We start from the raw sequence: 16,962 nt of genomic DNA, 5'->3' as shown, positions 1-16,962 counted from the left end.
ACAAACAAAAAAGCGTGGCGAGAGAATGTTCTCGCTGCGCTTTTTGTTTGTTACTCTTTTCGTTGAAGAATGATAAAGTCGGCAGAACTCTGATCTTTAAACCGCTGAGGTATGATCTCCAAAATAGTAAAGGAGGAATGGCTTCGCAAATGTGCCAGGATGTCGCGATCCCTTATTGTTGGCACAACTTCTTCCTCTGTGCCATCCGTTAACTTGGTATAAAGGACGACAAGATCCCCTGAACAAGCAAAAATGTCCTTTAACGTCATCTCAAAATCATGATCGTCCGTAATATGATACAAAACATCAAGGCAGACGGTCATATCCGCTTGGAAAAACCCTTGATTAGAGAAAGCGCCAGGTTTATACAGCATAAAGCTTTTCGTTGGGTCATCTTTAAACAGGCTTGCACAGCGTTGTATGGCAGACGATGCCACATCAAGACCTAAATAGTGCTGATAGTTCATTTTTTGTAGCTGATGCCCATCTCCGCAACCAAATTCAACTACCTTCTGGACATTATAGTCTTTGATGAATGTATTCACGACTTCCGCTTTAAAATCTGCCAGTACCCCGTAAGAACCACTTCCTGATGTTCCGCCATCCTTGTAGTTACGCTCCCAATAATCGATGTAATCGAAGGTCATGAGCACACCATCCTTTCTATAGCAGATAAGTACGCGTGAAAGTCGATCAATATGAGAAAACTTTTGAGAGTGACTTTTATTCTCAATTAAAAAATATTTTTCTCAATTATTTTTGAGTTAAATGCTTTTCATTCGCATATCATAGTGGTATATTTCAATATGAATATAAATATTAGTTAATAATAATTATCAATAGAGGTGATGATATGTGGAATGATCAAGTGATGAAGCGTGTCTTCCAATTTGGAAAGCATCGTGAAGTGCAACTTGCAGTAGGGTGTGCTGTTTTCTTAATTGTCGCAGTCGTTTTGTCTAGCCTACAATTCGCGCAACTTTCCGTTGCAAGTTATTTAATCGCCTACGTGTTTGGAGGCTATTTTAAAGCGAAGGAAGGCATCGTGGAAACGTTCCAGCAACGAAAAATTAATGTTGAGCTATTAATGATTATTGCTGCACTGGCGGCTGCGTGGTTAGGTTTTTGGATGGAGGGCGCTTTATTGCTGCTGATTTTTGCCTTTAGCGGCGCGCTTGAACGAATAGCAGAAGAAAAAAATCAGCGCTCGCTAACACGTTTATTGAAAGAAGCTCCTTCTATCGCCTGGAAATTAACAGAGGCAGGTTGGGAGGATGTGTCTTTGCGTGAACTTCAGATCGGGGATACGGTTCGCGTTAAGCCTGGTGAGCTCGTTCCAGTCGATGGTATCGTAACGTACGGAGCGAGCACTGTGAACGAAGCGTCTTTAACAGGAGAATCTCTCCCAGTAGACAAATCGAGCGGTGCAAACGTTTATGCAGGGACAATGAATCACGGTGGGATCTTGCACGTTGAAACAACGACGGCACCTGAGGATTCTCTTTTTCAGAAGATGATTGAGACAGTAAGGGAAGCACAGAACGAAAAGCCGGCCAGCCAGAACGTAATGGAGCGCTATGAAGGTCTTTATGTGTATGGTGTGCTGCTGCTCTCGTTCGCTTTGGCTATCGTACCGCCACTTGCTTTTGGTTGGGCATGGGAAGACGCGTTATACAAAGCGATGGTCTTGCTTGTCGTTGCATCCCCTTGTGCGGTCATCGCGTCCATCATGCCAGCGACTCTATCTGCGATGAGCGCATCGGCACGAGAAGGCGTCTTGTTTCGTGGAGGAGATCGATTAGAGCAGCTGAGCAAGGTTACCAGCATCGTGTTTGATAAAACGGGGACATTGACGAAAGGGACCCCAGAGGTGACGCAGCTATGGGTTGCGAATGAGGAGCGCCGAAAGGATATTCTGCTAAATGTTGCTACTATTGAGTCATCCGCTAACCACCCATTAGCGGACGCTATTGTCGACTATATAGGAGAAACTTCTTTGCTTCATGTTGAAACGCTTGAAACGATTCCAGGAAGAGGTGTCTGTGCCAAACTTAATGGAGACAAATGGTGGGTTGGAAACGAAGCATTTCTTGAGGAGAATGGCATCGAAGCGAATAAAACGTTATTCAAAAAGTGGGAGTTGGAAGGACGTACGCTTGTCTATGTAGGCGCTCAAAGCTCTATACAGGCAGTGTTTGCCCTCGAAGATACGTTAAGGGAAGAAGCGGCATCCGCACTGTTGTCTTTGCGTGCTGTTGGTGTTGTGCCCGTATTGCTCACGGGCGACCATTCCCGGAGTGCAGTGGCTGTCGCTAACGCTTTAGGGATAAAAGAGGTGAAGGCGAACTGTTTGCCAGAAGACAAAAGGGCGTACATTCAAGCGAAACAAAAAGAAGGGGAGACCGTTCTTATGGTCGGGGATGGCATCAACGACGCCCCTGCACTTGCTCAGGCAGATATTGGTGTGGCCATGGGCAGCGGCACGGATGTCGCTTTAGAGGTGTCTGACCTTGTGCTAATGAAGGAAGACCTTGAACGATTAGCAACAACCATCCGACGTGCCAAAAAGACAAAGCGTGTGATCCGGCAAAATCTTGGTTTTTCAGCCGCAGTCATTGCATCTCTCATTATTTTCAACCTCTTTCTTGACCTTCAATTGCCGCTTGGTGTCATTGGTCATGAAGGTTCGACGTTACTCGTTATTTTTAACGGTCTACGTCTTCTCAAAGGTGAGGTTGTGGCGCCACGTGTATGGACGAAACGTGAAGAGTGTCAAGGCTGTCCGATTCGTACGCTGGTTGCGGAAGGATAGAATAGGTAAAGAGTATATGTCAAACTGACTTGATCTTGATTGTATCCTTCTTTTGACTGCCAAAACGCTGCGTATTGAAGAACGGTGAATTTTCCGTTTAGAATTCATCCTAAAAATGTTAAATCGAAGACCCAGCCAACTCGGCTAGGGTCTTTTTTGCACGCTTTTGTCTATCAAATGGTCACAATTCATTGCGAGTCAAGTATATACAAAGGGAAATGAACAGGTTAATATGTGATTATGCACATAACGAAAGGTAGACGAGGAGTGATATGGATGAATAAGGTCGTGGTCATAACCGGCAGTACGCGAGGAATTGGATATGGACTTGCTGCCTCGTTCTTAGATAAAGGCTGTCACGTCGTTGTGAATGGTCGGAATTCGATGTCCCTAGAAAAGGCAGTTAAAGTACTTCAAGAAATGTATGGGGAAGGGCGAGTCATTGGTCTTCGGTGTGATGTGACTGTTGAAAGTGAGCTCAAACGCCTTTGGGATCGTGCGATTATGGAGTGGGATAAAGTTGATCTTTGGGTTAACAATGCGGGGATGACCAACCCACCAATACGAACATGGGAGCAAGCGACGCAGGATATACAAGAGGTGCTGCAAACAAATGTATTGGGGACAATTATTGGCTCTCATATTGCTTTAAATGGGATGAAGACGCAGGGTTTCGGTGCGCTCTATAACGTCGAAGGCTTTGGGAGTGACGGCCGTAAAATGAAGGACTTAACGATCTACGGGACGACGAAAGCAGCCATTCGCTATTTTACTGAGGCATTGGCAAAAGAAGCGGAGAATCTGCCTTTGATTATTGGAAGTATTTCTCCGGGAATGGTCGTGACGGAGCTGATGACTGGGGTTTATGAAGTGGGTTCAGAAAAAGAAGCGCAAATGAAACGTGCTTTAAATTTGCTTGGTGATCGTGTGGAAACCGTGACCCCGTGGCTCGTTAAAAACATGCTTAGCAATCAAACGTCGGGGAAGCGAATTCAGTGGCTGACGCGTCGCAAAATTCTTGCTAGAGTGCTGCTTGGGAAACTACGTAAGCGTCAAGTGTTGACATCATAAGGAGGATACTATGGGATGAAGAAAAACAATGGGGCCGTTTGGGCACTCTGCGGAGGTATTGCGTTTAGCTTTGTATTTACGTATGTTATTTGGCTTCTTGGTCCACGTCTTGAATCGATTGAGTTATTGCCGGATCAGGGGGCAACCTGGTACTACTGGAAGTTGCCGAACCCGACGTTTTGGTCACAATTTTCGGCATGGAGTTTGTACACGCTCCACCAAGTTTCGATGTGGTGGCTTATCTGGTATGCGCAAAAACAAAAACCAGGGTACACAACGGGCCTCCATAAATTTAATTTATGGGCGCTTGGGATCAATGCCTTTTTTATTATCCTGCATCTTGTACAAACGCATATTTGGTACGATGGGATTGCTCAAAACGTACATGTGTTTTCGAGTCAATATTCGGTCATTCTTCTTCTTGTGTTTGTAATGATCATTGAAAATCAACGAAGAGGAATGTTCTTTGGAAAAAAGGCCATATTGCCGCAAGAAGGCGTCTCCTTTATTCGCAAGTACCACGGCTACTATTTTATATGGGCTTTGGTTTATACATTTTGGTTTCATCCGACAGTAGCCACTGAAGGGCATTTATTTGGCTTTATTTATATGTTTCTACTCATGCTGCAGGGGTCGCTTTTCTTCACTAGGGTGCACCTTAATCGTTGGTGGACGTTTTTGCAAGAGGCGCTTGTCGTTGCCCATGGAACAATGGTTGCGATTCAACAAGCCAATGGGATGTGGCCAATGTTTTTGTTCGGTTTTTTAGCGATTTTTATCGTCACCCAAATGCATGGGCTAGGGTTCTCGAAATGGACAAGGCGCACGATGATAGTGCTCTATGTAGCAGGGGTTGTCCTTGCATATAGCGGGCAAGTGTCCAACGTTGTGCAGATTACGTTCATTCCGATGATTGATTACTTGCTCGTGTTTGTCTTAACGTTTCTTATCTTTGGCGTGTTAAAGCTCATAAAAAAAGTACGGCCATCAATATAAAACGGTGCAAATAAACGCGAGGCAAAATGCTCTCGCGTTTTTCACATATCTTTATTTTTGTTTGAGGTAACCTGTAAAAAGGACACATGTTTTTTTGCCCAGAAATAGATTATTCCTAGAATAGCAACGCCAATGACCATGAACAGGACTACCCATGGATTATCAACAAGCTGACCACCAACAAAGGTATAGGCCAAGGTGGCGGGAAGAATGCCAATCAACGTCGCGGCAATGTAGGAACCAATAGATACTTTTGTCATGCTAGCAGCATAGCTGACAAGATCAAAATTCAAGGGCATTACTCGAAATGTCAATACGTAAAGAAATCCGTTTTGATCAACTTTCTCCTGGATATTCTCTAAAGTATCCGCCCATTGCTTCCGGCGAATGCTTTTGCCAAAGCGCCGCGTGATCCAAAAGGATAGAATGGCACCAGAAGTCACTCCGATGAGTGCATACAGAGCGCCGAACCAAGTGCCAAACGCAAGACCAGCCGTAATTGAGAGCACTGATGACGGGAACAGAGTCAGTGGGCGAATCGTATAGATGATCATAAATACGATAGGCGCCCATGCACCAAACTGCAAAAGCCAGTCACGGATACTCTCCGGTGACCAATGAAAGATTGTATGATTTAAATAGAGAAGCACCAGCGCGATGACCAAAATAAGCGCTATCCAAATGTAAAGTTTGTTCGATTTCAATGGGCATCGCCTTCTTTCTAACACCAAAGTGAACTGCCTATATGTTTATTCTAACAGATGTATGTGACAATCCTATGTTTTAGACGGTTATGAAGTGTAAGTAAATTTCATCCATCTGATTTAGTGAGCATTGAGGGAGAAGAAAATTCAGTAACGAAGTAGACTTCTACACCATGAATCACGACGGCTTCGTCAAAATACTTCGCTTGCACCATATGGAAGCTTGTATATAAAGCAACCACAACAAAACTCATGACCGATATCCAGGTGATGGATTTTGGTCATGAGTTTGCAGGGAGCTTTTATGAAAGCAACGGAATGCGTGCTTTGTACTTTTCAATCAATGCATTGTTACGTTCGTCAGACCCATCGATATTGCCACTCAAAAAGATCGGCGGTTCAAAGCCGTTGGCTGCCATGATCCCTACAGCTTCGGCCAAAATAGCATTTAAGATTGTCGCCCCAATGACCGTTGACGTAGGCGCAAAAGGGACATCAACTGCGTCGTCTGACAACAAGGCATCTCCTTTTGGTGCGTGGTTGTCGATTACGAGATCAACGGCATTGTATAAATGGTACCCCTCGTTATGACGCGAAGGCTGGCTTTTTGAATAAGTGAGAGACGTTATTCCGATGACAAACGCCCCTTTTTGTTTAGCAATGAGGGCAACATCTGCAGGGACGGGATTGCGCCCGGACGTTGACAAGACAATCATTACGTCACCAGGCTCGATATCGACCTCTTCCATAAAGGTAAGAGCATAATCATTTTTCCGTTCTAACGATGAAGAAGTCACAGCCCCTTCATGCAACATAAGCGGTTCATGGAAAATCGGGTGAATGGGAACGAGCCCACCAGCCCTATAGAACACTTCCTCCGTAAGAATATGCGAATGACCACAGCCAAAAAGATGAATGATCTTCCCAGCTTCAATCGCTTTAGCAACTTGATCCGCAGCTTCCTTCATCGCTCCATGCTCACGATCTTTCACAAGGTTATGAAGCTCTAGGATTCCTGAAAAATAACGATCTATCATTTGCTTAATTCTCCTCCTTCTCGTTCAAGGCAGCCGCTACTAAATTGGCCATTATGTCTAATGAATGTTCAATCACAAATCGGCCTTTTTCCTCAGTAGCTAGTGTAGCATCGCCTAAAACAGCTGTAGTAGTGAAGTCCTGCCAAGGGGTGGGGGTGACGTCTGCTGTGTCGGGAATGGTTGGCATGTCATCAATGGCTTTGTTCATATCGACGAATTCCTTAGCGAGATACAGCATATAGGAGGTTTCGATTTCGCATGCATGAAAATAATTACTGTGCGGAGAAATAGACTCTCTGATTTGTGGGACAGTCTCTTTCATGCCTGGATAAAAGAAATAAAAGACCTTAAGCGTTGGATGTTTGTCATACAGTACACGGGCAGCTTCTTTCAAAGCGACCGCATTGCCAAGGTGACCATTCATCATCACAAACATCTTGAACCCTTGTCGGTATAAGCTTTCACCTATATCGACAAGCATGGAGATAAGCGATTCATTGGATACTGTGAGACTTCCAGGGAAATCTTTTAGGCTCCACACCTGACCAAAGGGAAGGGTAGGGAGAACCATCGCTGGGCTCTTTTCCGCAAGTTTTTTGGACATTTGATCCGCTAATATATTGTCGGTGGCGAGTGGAAGGTGAGCGCCATGGGCCTCTACAGCGCCTACTGGCAATATTGCAACTGGACGCTCTTGTATTTTTGTTTTGATCGTCGCTGATGTCTCATACTGAAATTCCATTCAATTCACCCTTTACTTGGAAAATGTCATGCAACGTGCAGGATTCTGCACAAAAAATTTATACACAAGGGCTTCGGCATCATAGCCACGTTCGGTTGCTTCTGCGGTAAAGCGGGTTTTCCATTTGCTAATAATATACTCAAGACCAAGCCCATAGTCGTAGTGCTTGTAGTATGTCTTTCTAGCCGTATCGCCACTGATTAAAATCTGATCTTCAAATCCATGATCAACGAGGTTCAGAATACAATTTATCCGCGTGCTCTCTGGGGCATATTTAATTTTGGCAATGCCATCGAATGAAAGCATGGCTCCTGTTCTGGCCATTTGGATGTGGTAGAAGGGGTCAGGGTTCCGGTCCATATGCCCCACGCTCCAATTGTTTAAATCCACTCCTTCACGGCGGAGCCATTCCGCTTGCTCAAGCCCCATCGTACCAGCTTCCGTGTGAGAATGAACAGGTGCCTTTGTTTCATGATGCGCAATGGCCACAGCTTTCATTGTTTTCTCTTCCTGAGGCGTCATCCGATTATAGCCTGTGCCAAACTTCACTTGTCCTGCGCGTATGGACGTTCCTTCTAACCCTTCTTCAACTTCACGGATCACAAAGTTAGCAAGATCATGTACGCTCGTCTGGTCAATCCATTCGTAAAAGCTGGCAAAATCCCCGATATGTGGCTTTAGGTGTTCGGGAATTTTGGCATCCCACAAAAAGCTTTTGTTGAATCCAGCGGTACCGATGATCTGTACACCAGTTTTTCGACCGATATCACGTACGGCTAAGACGTCGCGACCGTAATCGACTGCTGTTGCGTCGACAATTGTGTTGCCACCAAGTGAAAAAAAATCTTTGACATCAAGGAGCGATTTTTCAGGATCATCAAGCAATAAATCGTCAGCTCCACGCTCAACCCAGTAAGGAGGACGACAAACGATGTGCTCATGTGCGTATGTAAAGCCAAGCTCACCAGGTGGAAGATCCCCTTCGAATGTGCGGACAAAACTCATGATTAAATCAACCTTTCTTTATTTAGGTAAAATAAATCTGGCTCAGTAAGTGAACATCCCAAACTGAGCCAGAAAAGATAAATTATAGAAGTAGTTGGGCGAGGAAACTCACGATCGGACCGAGAATAAACATGTCAGAATCGGCTGCCCACATGGCTGTGTCTGGAATTGTTTTTCCAATAAATGTTGTTACCATTAAATACTGTCCCCATGCAACAACAGTTGCTGTTAGGAAACCACCAAGCAAGGCTCCACGAACACCGCCAGTTGCGTTTCCAAAAACCCCTGCAGCTGCCCCGTGGAAAAAGAGTACGATCATCGTAGGGACGAAGATGTATGCGACTGTATTTCCAATGATGACGAGCCAGATTAAAGCGCCAACGAATGCGCCTAAGAATCCAAGAACAACGGCATTTGGTGCAAACGGGAAAATAATTGGAACATCAAAGGCAGGTTTTGCACCTGGGACGATCTTCGTAGCGATTCCTTTAAAAGCAGGGACGAGTTCACCGATAAACATCCGTACCCCCATCAACACAACAGCAATTCCTGCTGCAAAGGTAAACGATTGAATCATCGCGAACACGATAAAGTTCTGGCTACCTGCAGATGCCACAAGCTCCTGAGCGCCAGGTGTTGATTTTGTCATCACAACAATGGCTCCTATAACAAACAGGATGCCCATTGTGAGAGCGGTAATTACGTTAGAGTCGCGTAAAAACTCAAGTCCTTTAGGAAGCTTTAATTTTTCAGCATCATTTTCTTTGTTTCCAAATAGTTTTCCACCAAGGGCGCCTAGAAGGGCGACAGACGCAGATGTGTGTCCTAAGGCGATATTATCATTACCTGTAATCTTACGAAGGATCGGCTGTGTAAGCGCTGGCTGCACAGTCCAATAAATGCCTAGAACGACGGCAAGGAGGATAACAGCTCCCCAGAAATTCACATCTGTACCGACGGTGTTGACGACAATCCCAGTAAAAATCATCGCTGTCCAGAACATCATGTGTCCAGTTAAATAAATGTATTTCGCCTTAGTAAATCGAGCAAGTAATACATTGATAAGAAAACCAAGCGTCATCGCCATTGCGACCATAGAACCGAATTCGTTGCTAAAAGCGTCTTGGCCCATGAAATCAGATAATGCAGTTGATTCAAGATTAAAGACTTCTTTCCACATCGGTTCGAATATACCAAGTGTCCCTGCAATAACGCCAGCACCAGCATTGATAATTAAGAAACCAATGATTGTTTTGAATGTTCCGCTAATAACTTGACTAGGGCCTTTCTTTTGCAATAAAAGCCCAATAAGTACGATTAAGCCAAGTAAAACAGCCGGCGTAACAAAAATGTTTTGTGCGATCCATAAAATAATGTCCATGGGTGAATCCCCCTATTTAGTTGTCATTTATGATACATGTGGCTCAAGAGCCTTTTTAATTTCTTCCTCGTCAAAATAATTGTTCACAACAATGATGGTCGATGAATGACCTGCAAGAGTTTCTGAAAGCTCCTGGCTCGTAATAATGAAGTCTGCATTCATGCTTGATGCACTTGAAACGTCTGTGTTTTCGACGTCAGCTCCAGAAATCCCCATTGATTGCAAAACAGATTCTACGTTCATTTTCAATATCAAGCTCGTTCCTTGACCTAAACCACATACTGTTAATACTTTCATATTGTCGTACCTCCTAGGATTTGTTCGATGTCTTCATAACTCGTAGCATTGAGTAGCTTCACAACGTTTGCTTCTTTTGAGAGGAGCGTTGTCAGGCGTTTCAATAGTTCAAGGTGCTCTTCACTTGATGTGGCTCCAAGAGCAAATACAAGCTTCACTGGGTCATTGCTTGTATGACCGAAGACAACGCCATTCTCATACCGCACAAGTGAGATCGAGGATTCATGAGCCCCATCCTCTGGCCTTGCATGAGGGACTGCGATTTGCGGAGCTAGAACGATATACGGTCCATTCTTTTTAAAAGAACGTACCATAGCATCGACATAACCCTGCTGAACAGATCCCTCAGACACTAGCAATTCACCAGCTTCCTGAATGGCATCTTCTGGGGTTGTTGCCTGTCCGGTCAAACTCACAAGTGAACGATGAAGAAATTTCATGGTGTATGCCTCCTGCGTAATTTTACTCTCCGATTTGAAGCCACTCTGACATTTTGTTTGCTGTCTCCATGTCAAGAAGTTGGTTTCGTTTTGTAGTACTGTTTAAGCATTTCGTTAGCTCTGAAAGGGCTTCAAGATGACTGTGTTCATCTACTGGGGCAATCACAAACAATATTTGCACTGGTTTTCCAACAAAATCAACAGGTTGCTTTAATGTGAGGATGCTCATACCGAGCTTTTTCACACCATCCTCTGGACGTGCGTGCGGAAGCGATACGCCTGGTGCGATGACCATATAAGGACCATACGAGTGGACGATCGAAATCATCGCCTCAACGTAGCTCCGTTCAATGACACCTGCGGCTCTTAAAGGCTCTGCGGCAGCGATGATGGCTTCTTGCCAGCTAGTACATGTTTTCTGCAGCTGAACATAGCTTGGTTGCAACAAATCAGAGAGCGTATAAGGTGTGCTTGGTATGACTTCGTTTACATGCGTATGCTGCGCAACATAGGTTCTTAGCGTCTGCTCAAGTTCAGAAGGGAGTGGTGAATCGACGTATTGACCGACAATTGAGAGAATGCCTTCAACCATTGGTTTTGGTGCTTCCGTGTTGCCGAACAACCGGTTTGTCTTTTTTAAGAGCCATTCCTTATCTGCATCTTTTAAGATCGGCTCAACCTTAAGAACAGGGATGGAATCATTCTGTAAGGAGACCGTTGTAATAATGACATCCACAACAAATGCATCCTCTTCGTATTGGCGGACTGAAACAGGGCCAACAATGTCTAACGAAGAAAACAGTGATTCGAGCTGTTGCTTTAACAATCGTGATGTTCCGATCCCGCTAGCACAAACAAGCAATGCCTTTTTTCTCCGTTCAGGTTTTGCCCCTTCACGTTTGAGCCATCCGCCAAAATGCATTGCAATAAAGGCGACTTCATCTTCTGGAACAGGCACAGCAAGCGCATCTCTAAATGCATCAATTGACTTACTCGTCAGCTCATAAACGTAGGGATACTCTTCCTTAATAGACTGAAAGTGAGGCGTCCCGAGGTCAATGTGATACTTTAAACGATAGTAAGCGGGTTGAATATGCATTAAAAGAGACTCTTCTATATGCTCTCTGTGTCGCAGAAGCAAGCAAGCATTTTTTTGAAAACTGTCGACGATATCCTTGACCATTTGATAAAAATCCACTTCACTGTCTGCAGGTTTGAATTCATGGTCAGACGTCACTTTCGCTGAGAGCAACAATGTGGCGAGGTAATAAATCTCGTTTTTTGGAAAATCCACATGTTTAGACGAAAGAATACGCTTTGCCATTTTCTTTGCCGCTACAAATTGGGGAGTTTTTTCTAATCCATGGATATCAGCCTCTAACAAGTGAGCATTATGGCCATTCGTGATGCGTCTTAAAATAAACATTAGGCGTAATACGAGGGTATGCACCATCTCATCTGTAAAGCGTAGGTCCAACTCTTTCTCTGCAAGGTGGATCCAGTCACGTGCAAGCACAAAATCTTCCTTCACATCCGCTATTGGTGCAGGAATTGCATAAGACGTTAAGTGTTCCCACAACGGAACAGGAAATGCTTGTGGAAGGAAATACCCTAAAGCAGTACGGATGTTTGCTTCCTCTCCATGAATGCCATTGCCAGTGTGGCGGTCAAAAAGGAGCTCAAGCTGAAAGGTGGCAAGATCCTCGCGCAACCCCTTGATGTCCTCAAGGATGGTGTTTCGACTGACGAGAAGAACGTCGCTAAGGTTTTCAAGAAACCAGAATGTGTCCTGATGTGACATGACTAAGATGGCAATCCATGCGCGGCGTTCGACTGGCGTGTAGGAGTAGGCCAAATCATTTCCGCGAAGCAGCTGGTTACGTATACGCTCTGTAAAGTCAGAATGAATCTGAAACCCTTGCCCACGAACCCGTTCTACTTGAGCACAATGAATATCCGTCAACCATAAGTTAAGCTGTTGAATGTCAGAATATACGGTTCGACGTGAAATCATGAATGTTTCTTGCAACTCATAATCAGGAACCGGGCCGTGCGAATCCAAAAGATGGTGCAACATCATCATTGTTCTGCGGTCTAAATCGATGGGAAACCCCTCCTCAGTGCAAGCTGATGTGAGTGACGCCCTTCTAGGACTAACTATACAGTTCCCTAGGAAAAACGTATAGTCCAAATGTCCCCCAGAGCTTTGTGCAAAGATTTGAATGTCACTCATATCACAGCCAAATGTTCATCGGCAAAAACAGAATAAAAATGAAGTATTTATAATGAAAAAGAAAGAGAAAAAAAGCACGATTATTTCAAATCTACTTTTGTTTAAAAATTGATAGCGCTTTAATTCCAATGGGCTTATAAGAAACGTTTTGTTTTATTGTAAGCCTTTTGGCCTGTATGGAAAAGAGGTAGCGAGACTCCAGCGGCAAAGAAAGAAAACACGTCGAGGTACTTTCGAATCGATGTTGCACTTTTTACAATCACGACCACTTCGTCAAAATACTTCGCTTTCCGCGGGCACGGCTTCAGCTCCCTAGGAAAGCAAAAGCTTTCCTAGGGGATCTTCAGCTCGCGCTGTTCCACCCTAAAGGGTACAAGTGCAACATCGACTCAAAAAGACTTCGTCGTGTTTTCTTTGCCGCCAGGAGTCTACGTATGTTGACTACGCTGATGTTTGTTTCCGAGTAAATTGTTTTTCTTTGTCCCGGTCTCATATAACGGAGAAATTGGAAAAGCGAGTTGCTTACCAAACAAGACAAGTATGTGCATCGTTTCATGCAAAGTTACGTCACCTAGTGCAGTATTGATGCAGCGGCATCAATAAAAGCAATCACTAGCGAGACTCCAGTAGTAAAGAAATCACGACGAAGCGTACTTCTGAGTCGATGTTTCACTTGTGCCTTTAGGGTGAAAGTGAGCGTAGGGCAGCTTGTATAGAAAGCAACGAACATATTGAATTGCAGGTTTACCCATTTATATCTCAGCGTGTTTGCCAAATGTAAGGTGCGTAGTTGAGTATATAATTTGTCGTTGCGCACTCAAATTTCCTGAAGAAAAGGATTGCACTAAACATAAAGATCAGATAAAATAAGTTTAAAATCATACATGTTATTTTTCCTAACATATGAAGGGGAGTAGTTCTAACATGACAACCGTTGTTTATCCGACAGATACGAAAACACTTGAAAGCATCCAGTCAGAAATTAGTGCTCATGCTGTTGAATTGTTGCATCTTCAATTTATTGACATTGAGGGTATTATGAAGCATGTGACGGTAACATCTGCCCAGGTGGAAGACGTCGTCTCTGGAAAAATTATGTTTGATGGGTCATCGATAAAAGGTTTCTCTCCAATTAATAAATCTGACCTATACTTACAGCCTGATTTATCAACGTTTTGTGTGATGCCTTGGACGAAAACGGAAGAGTATTCTGAAGCGCGTTTCATCTGCTCTGTAAAAAATCCTGACGGAACGGATTTTGCAGGAGATCCAAGAAACGTGTTAAAAAAAACAGTAAAGCGTGCAGCTGATAAAGGCTTTTCTATTTCTGTAGGACCTGAATTGGAATTTTTCCTGTTTGAAACTGATGCAGCAGGGCGTCCAACGCAAACAACGCAAGATTTTGGAGGCTACTTTGAGCCATCCCCACATGATTTCGGTGAAAAAGTACGTACGGACATTTACAAAACATTAAAGCAAATGGGCTTTATTATAGAAGCATCTCACCATGAGGTGGCCATTGGACAGCACGAGATTAACTTCAAATATGCCGATGCTCTTGGCGCTGCAGATCTCTCAACAACCTTCAAGTGGGTCGTTAAAACAGTCGCCAGAAAGCACGGGCTTCATGCTTCCTTTATGCCGAAACCGATCGCTGGTGAGAACGGAAGCGGAATGCACACCAACATCTCACTTTTCGATATCGAAAAGCAAGAAAATGCTTTCTTTGATGAAACGGATAAAAAGCAACTCTCGCCATTAGCATACCAGTTTATCGCTGGAATGATTGACAATGTGAAAAATTTCGTTGCAGTCACTAATCCACTTGTCAATTCTTACAAACGTCTCGTTCCGGGATACGAGGCTCCTTGTTACATTGCTTGGTCGGATTCAAACCGTTCTGCATTAATTCGAATCCCGGCAACAAGAGGAGCTGGCACGCGCGTTGAAATTCGTTGCCCGGATCCATCTGCCAATCCTTATCTCGCCTTCGCCGTTGTGGCAGCCTCTGGACTTGATGGGATCGATCGTCAACTTGAAGTTGTAGATCCTGTGGATGCAGACATTTTCGCAATGGATGCAGCTGAATTGAAGGAGCGTCAAATTGACAATCTTCCAAGCAGCCTTGAAGCAGCAATCAATGCTTTTGAAGAAGGCGACTTCGGTCGTAACACATTAGGTGACCACGTATTTGAAGAGTACGTTGCGGCGAAGCGCAACGAGTGGGATTCGTTCCGCACAGCTGTGACTGGTTGGGAAATAGAGCAGTACCAAACAAAATTCTAAAAAAACGAAGTGCTATGCCAAAAGCTCATTAAAAAACGTGCCAATCGACTAGATCGATTTGGCACGTTTTTATCGTAGTGTTCATCAGAAACGCCAACAGTCTTAGAAAGAGAACTCTCCTATGGAGTGACAATCAATTAATGGGAGACGCCCCTTTCTATCGATTGTTGTCCCTTTCGTACGAGACCTAGATAGGCGAGCCATGACAACGCAATGGAGATGAGAATGACAGAACTCATTGGCAGGGCGGTTGACTCTCCGGCAATTCCAGTCAAAGGCGCTGTAATTGAACCTAGCAAAAATGGCAGCAGCCCAAGTAAGGCAGATGCGCTCCCTGCTCGATGTCCTTGCGTTTCAATGGCTAGCGAGAAGGACGTGGTTGAAATTAGTCCTATGGTGGAAACGAAGAAAAACAACGGAATTGCGATCAGCACAAGCGGACCTTGAAAAAGCGTTGTGAAAAAAAGAGTAACACTTGCTATTCCTGCTATTGTTAAACCGACCTGAAGGATTCTTGTTTCGGAATATTTGTTTGCAAACCGACCGACTAAAAAAACGCCAAGCATTAAACCAAGTCCGTTCACACCAAAGAGGTAGCTAAACGTTTGCGGAGAAACGCCATAAATCGTTTGATACACGAAAGGAGTGCCTGATACATAGGCGAAAATGGCACCTGTCATAAAGCCTTGTGTTAACGCGTACCCTGTAAATTGGCGATCCTTCAATAGGTCAATGAACGTACGAAAGGTTGACAGGATGGTACTTGGAACACGTTTTTCCAATGGAAGTGTCTCTTTTAAAGAAGAGAAGACAATGAGAAGCATGATGCCACCAACAGCACTTAAAACATAGAAAATCCCATTCCAATCTGTGAATTCTAGAATGACACCACCAACAACAGGGGCAAGAATTGGTGCGAGCCCATTTAACAGCATAAGAAGGGCGAAAAACTTTGTTAGCTCAAGACCCGAGAACATGTCCCGAACAATGGCGCGTGAAATCACAATTCCCGCAGAGGCAGCAAAACCTTGAATAAAGCGCCCTGCAATGAACAGTTCAATAGAACTAGAGACCGCACAAATAAGGGAGGCGACAACATACAGGGCAATTCCAATCAACAATGGCTTGCGTCGCCCTTGAATGTCACTTAAAGGACCTAGAAACATCTGCCCTAAGCCTAAGCCGAGCAAACAAGCGGTTAAACTAACTTGCACAAGCGATGCATTGGTACTCAAATCATTCGCTATCGTTGGAAAGCTTGGCAAGTACATATCAATAGTGAGTGGCCCGAATGCGGCAAGCGAGCCAAGAAGAACGGCCATTCGAAAACGTTGTATTGCGGTCAAGAGGTCACAGCCTTTCAATGATGAGTTCATCATGATGTAATCCATTTCATAAAAAAATACTTACTCATTGTAACGCAAACGATTGGAATGCTAAAGAGATATTTGGCATAGAATAGTAGGTTTACAGGAATAACACAATTTGAAAGTATAACATTAACGTGTGTATATGACCTCGTCGAAGGAACGTTTAGCCATGAAAATAGTGAGCCCCGTAACCATGGGACTCACTATTTTTTTGGTTATTCTAACCCAACTTACGCAGTGCAAAATCACCTTCAATGTTTGCTGTGCCTGAGTCGATGTTGCAATTGTGCCCTTTAGGGTGCAAAGAAAACACTGTCGCTTCGTCAAAATACTTCGCTTTCACCCTACGAGTACAAGTGCAACATCGACTCGAGAAGACCTCGTCGTGTTTTCTTTGCCGCCTGGCACGGCTTCAGCTTCCTGGGAATCTTGCTTTCCGAGGGGATCTTCAGCTCGCGCTATTCCACCCTAAAGGGTATAAGGTCAACATCGATTCGAGAGTACCTCATCGTGTTTTCTTTACCGCAGGAGTCTACGTATTTTGACTACGCTGATGTTTGTTTCTGCATAAATAGTTTTTATTTTGTC

General features: G+C 44.2%; 15 protein-coding genes. 4 read left to right on the top strand and 11 right to left on the bottom strand.

The features are described 5' to 3' along the window. Positions 1–50 precede the first annotated feature (50 nt). Positions 51–647: a methyltransferase domain-containing protein gene (locus tag EV213_RS01170; RefSeq protein ID WP_133578641.1), complete on the bottom strand. Its 597-nt coding sequence runs from the start codon at positions 645–647 to the stop codon at positions 51–53. A 206-nt stretch (positions 648–853) separates the two neighbouring features. On the opposite strand from EV213_RS01170, the gene EV213_RS01165 reads away from it, so the two are divergent. The 3 genes from EV213_RS01165 (at position 854) to EV213_RS01155 (ending at position 4,879) form a co-directional block, all read left to right on the top strand. Then, positions 854–2,812, top strand: coding sequence for a heavy metal translocating P-type ATPase (locus EV213_RS01165; RefSeq protein WP_133578640.1), 1,959 nt, complete (start codon positions 854–856; stop codon positions 2,810–2,812). A 276-nt stretch (positions 2,813–3,088) separates the two neighbouring features. Beyond that, positions 3,089–3,883, top strand: coding sequence for an SDR family oxidoreductase (locus EV213_RS01160; protein WP_166639111.1), 795 nt, complete (start codon positions 3,089–3,091; stop codon positions 3,881–3,883). A 15-nt stretch (positions 3,884–3,898) separates the two neighbouring features. After that, positions 3,899–4,879 (top strand): hypothetical protein, encoded by a 981-nt coding sequence (locus EV213_RS01155; protein WP_133578638.1) that lies wholly within the window; start codon positions 3,899–3,901, stop codon positions 4,877–4,879. A gap of 41 nt (positions 4,880–4,920) precedes the next feature. Here the strand turns inward: EV213_RS01155 and EV213_RS01150 are convergent, their stop codons facing one another. The 9 genes from EV213_RS01150 to EV213_RS01115 form a co-directional block, all read right to left on the bottom strand. Beyond that, on the bottom strand, positions 4,921–5,583 hold the full coding sequence (locus tag EV213_RS01150; protein ID WP_133578637.1) for a TVP38/TMEM64 family protein: 663 nt from the start codon (positions 5,581–5,583) through the stop codon (positions 4,921–4,923). A 107-nt stretch (positions 5,584–5,690) separates the two neighbouring features. Then, positions 5,691–5,837: a hypothetical protein gene (locus tag EV213_RS20600; protein ID WP_166639110.1), complete on the bottom strand. Its 147-nt coding sequence runs from the start codon at positions 5,835–5,837 to the stop codon at positions 5,691–5,693. Positions 5,838–5,885: 48 nt separating this feature from the next. Next, on the bottom strand, positions 5,886–6,620 hold the full coding sequence (locus EV213_RS01145; RefSeq protein ID WP_133578636.1) for an SIS domain-containing protein: 735 nt from the start codon (positions 6,618–6,620) through the stop codon (positions 5,886–5,888). Between the two features lie 4 nt (positions 6,621–6,624). Further along, entirely contained in the window at positions 6,625–7,362 is a 738-nt protein-coding gene (locus tag EV213_RS01140) for a creatininase family protein (RefSeq protein ID WP_133578635.1), read from the bottom strand. A gap of 12 nt (positions 7,363–7,374) precedes the next feature. Further along, positions 7,375–8,367: a phosphotriesterase family protein gene (locus EV213_RS01135; RefSeq protein ID WP_133578634.1), complete on the bottom strand. Its 993-nt coding sequence runs from the start codon at positions 8,365–8,367 to the stop codon at positions 7,375–7,377. An 82-nt stretch (positions 8,368–8,449) separates the two neighbouring features. Next, positions 8,450–9,748, bottom strand: coding sequence for a PTS ascorbate transporter subunit IIC (locus EV213_RS01130; RefSeq protein WP_133578633.1), 1,299 nt, complete (start codon positions 9,746–9,748; stop codon positions 8,450–8,452). Positions 9,749–9,775: 27 nt separating this feature from the next. Then, on the bottom strand, positions 9,776–10,045 hold the full coding sequence (locus tag EV213_RS01125) for a PTS sugar transporter subunit IIB (RefSeq protein WP_133578632.1): 270 nt from the start codon (positions 10,043–10,045) through the stop codon (positions 9,776–9,778). After that, complete coding sequence (locus EV213_RS01120; RefSeq protein ID WP_133578631.1) at positions 10,042–10,485, bottom strand: PTS sugar transporter subunit IIA; 444 nt, start codon at positions 10,483–10,485, stop codon at positions 10,042–10,044. Before EV213_RS01120 ends, EV213_RS01125 begins: the two co-directional genes overlap by 4 nt. Before the next feature lie 22 nt (positions 10,486–10,507). Next, on the bottom strand, positions 10,508–12,562 hold the full coding sequence (locus EV213_RS01115; protein ID WP_243739958.1) for a BglG family transcription antiterminator: 2,055 nt from the start codon (positions 12,560–12,562) through the stop codon (positions 10,508–10,510). Between the two features lie 1,080 nt (positions 12,563–13,642). On the opposite strand from EV213_RS01115, the gene glnA reads away from it, so the two are divergent. After that, positions 13,643–15,004 carry a type I glutamate--ammonia ligase gene (glnA, locus tag EV213_RS01110; RefSeq protein WP_133578629.1) on the top strand — a complete coding sequence of 454 codons (1,362 nt, stop codon included), beginning with the start codon at positions 13,643–13,645 and terminating at the stop codon, positions 15,002–15,004. Between the two features lie 137 nt (positions 15,005–15,141). On the opposite strand, the gene EV213_RS01105 is transcribed toward glnA, so the two are convergent. Next, positions 15,142–16,383, bottom strand: coding sequence for a Bcr/CflA family multidrug efflux MFS transporter (locus EV213_RS01105; protein WP_243739940.1), 1,242 nt, complete (start codon positions 16,381–16,383; stop codon positions 15,142–15,144). Between the last annotated feature and the right edge of the window lie 579 nt (positions 16,384–16,962).

It is taken from the genome of Aureibacillus halotolerans (genome assembly GCF_004363045.1).
Classification (GTDB): Bacteria; Bacillota; Bacilli; order Bacillales; family DSM-28697; genus Aureibacillus; species Aureibacillus halotolerans.
Note: the sequence above shows the minus strand (reverse complement) of the source record. Positions and strands in the feature narration are given on the sequence as shown.

What these genes read in the sequence shown, in the direction of transcription:
- EV213_RS01170 (WP_133578641.1), bottom strand. Translation starts at nt 647, where the DNA reads ATGACCTTCGATTACATCGATTATTGGGAGCGTAACTACAAGGATGGC.
- EV213_RS01165 (WP_133578640.1), top strand. Translation starts at nt 854, where the DNA reads ATGTGGAATGATCAAGTGATGAAGCGTGTCTTCCAATTTGGAAAGCAT.
- EV213_RS01160 (WP_166639111.1), top strand. Translation starts at nt 3,089, where the DNA reads ATGAATAAGGTCGTGGTCATAACCGGCAGTACGCGAGGAATTGGATAT.
- EV213_RS01155 (WP_133578638.1), top strand. Translation starts at nt 3,899, where the DNA reads ATGAAGAAAAACAATGGGGCCGTTTGGGCACTCTGCGGAGGTATTGCG.
- EV213_RS20600 (WP_166639110.1), bottom strand. Translation starts at nt 5,837, where the DNA reads ATGAGTTTTGTTGTGGTTGCTTTATATACAAGCTTCCATATGGTGCAA.
- EV213_RS01145 (WP_133578636.1), bottom strand. Translation starts at nt 6,620, where the DNA reads ATGATAGATCGTTATTTTTCAGGAATCCTAGAGCTTCATAACCTTGTG.
- EV213_RS01140 (WP_133578635.1), bottom strand. Translation starts at nt 7,362, where the DNA reads ATGGAATTTCAGTATGAGACATCAGCGACGATCAAAACAAAAATACAA.
- EV213_RS01135 (WP_133578634.1), bottom strand. Translation starts at nt 8,367, where the DNA reads ATGAGTTTTGTCCGCACATTCGAAGGGGATCTTCCACCTGGTGAGCTT.
- EV213_RS01130 (WP_133578633.1), bottom strand. Translation starts at nt 9,748, where the DNA reads ATGGACATTATTTTATGGATCGCACAAAACATTTTTGTTACGCCGGCT.
- EV213_RS01125 (WP_133578632.1), bottom strand. Translation starts at nt 10,045, where the DNA reads ATGAAAGTATTAACAGTATGTGGTTTAGGTCAAGGAACGAGCTTGATA.
- EV213_RS01120 (WP_133578631.1), bottom strand. Translation starts at nt 10,485, where the DNA reads ATGAAATTTCTTCATCGTTCACTTGTGAGTTTGACCGGACAGGCAACA.
- EV213_RS01115 (WP_243739958.1), bottom strand. Translation starts at nt 12,562, where the DNA reads ATGTTGCACCATCTTTTGGATTCGCACGGCCCGGTTCCTGATTATGAG.
- glnA (WP_133578629.1), top strand. Translation starts at nt 13,643, where the DNA reads ATGACAACCGTTGTTTATCCGACAGATACGAAAACACTTGAAAGCATC.
- EV213_RS01105 (WP_243739940.1), bottom strand. Translation starts at nt 16,383, where the DNA reads ATGATGAACTCATCATTGAAAGGCTGTGACCTCTTGACCGCAATACAA.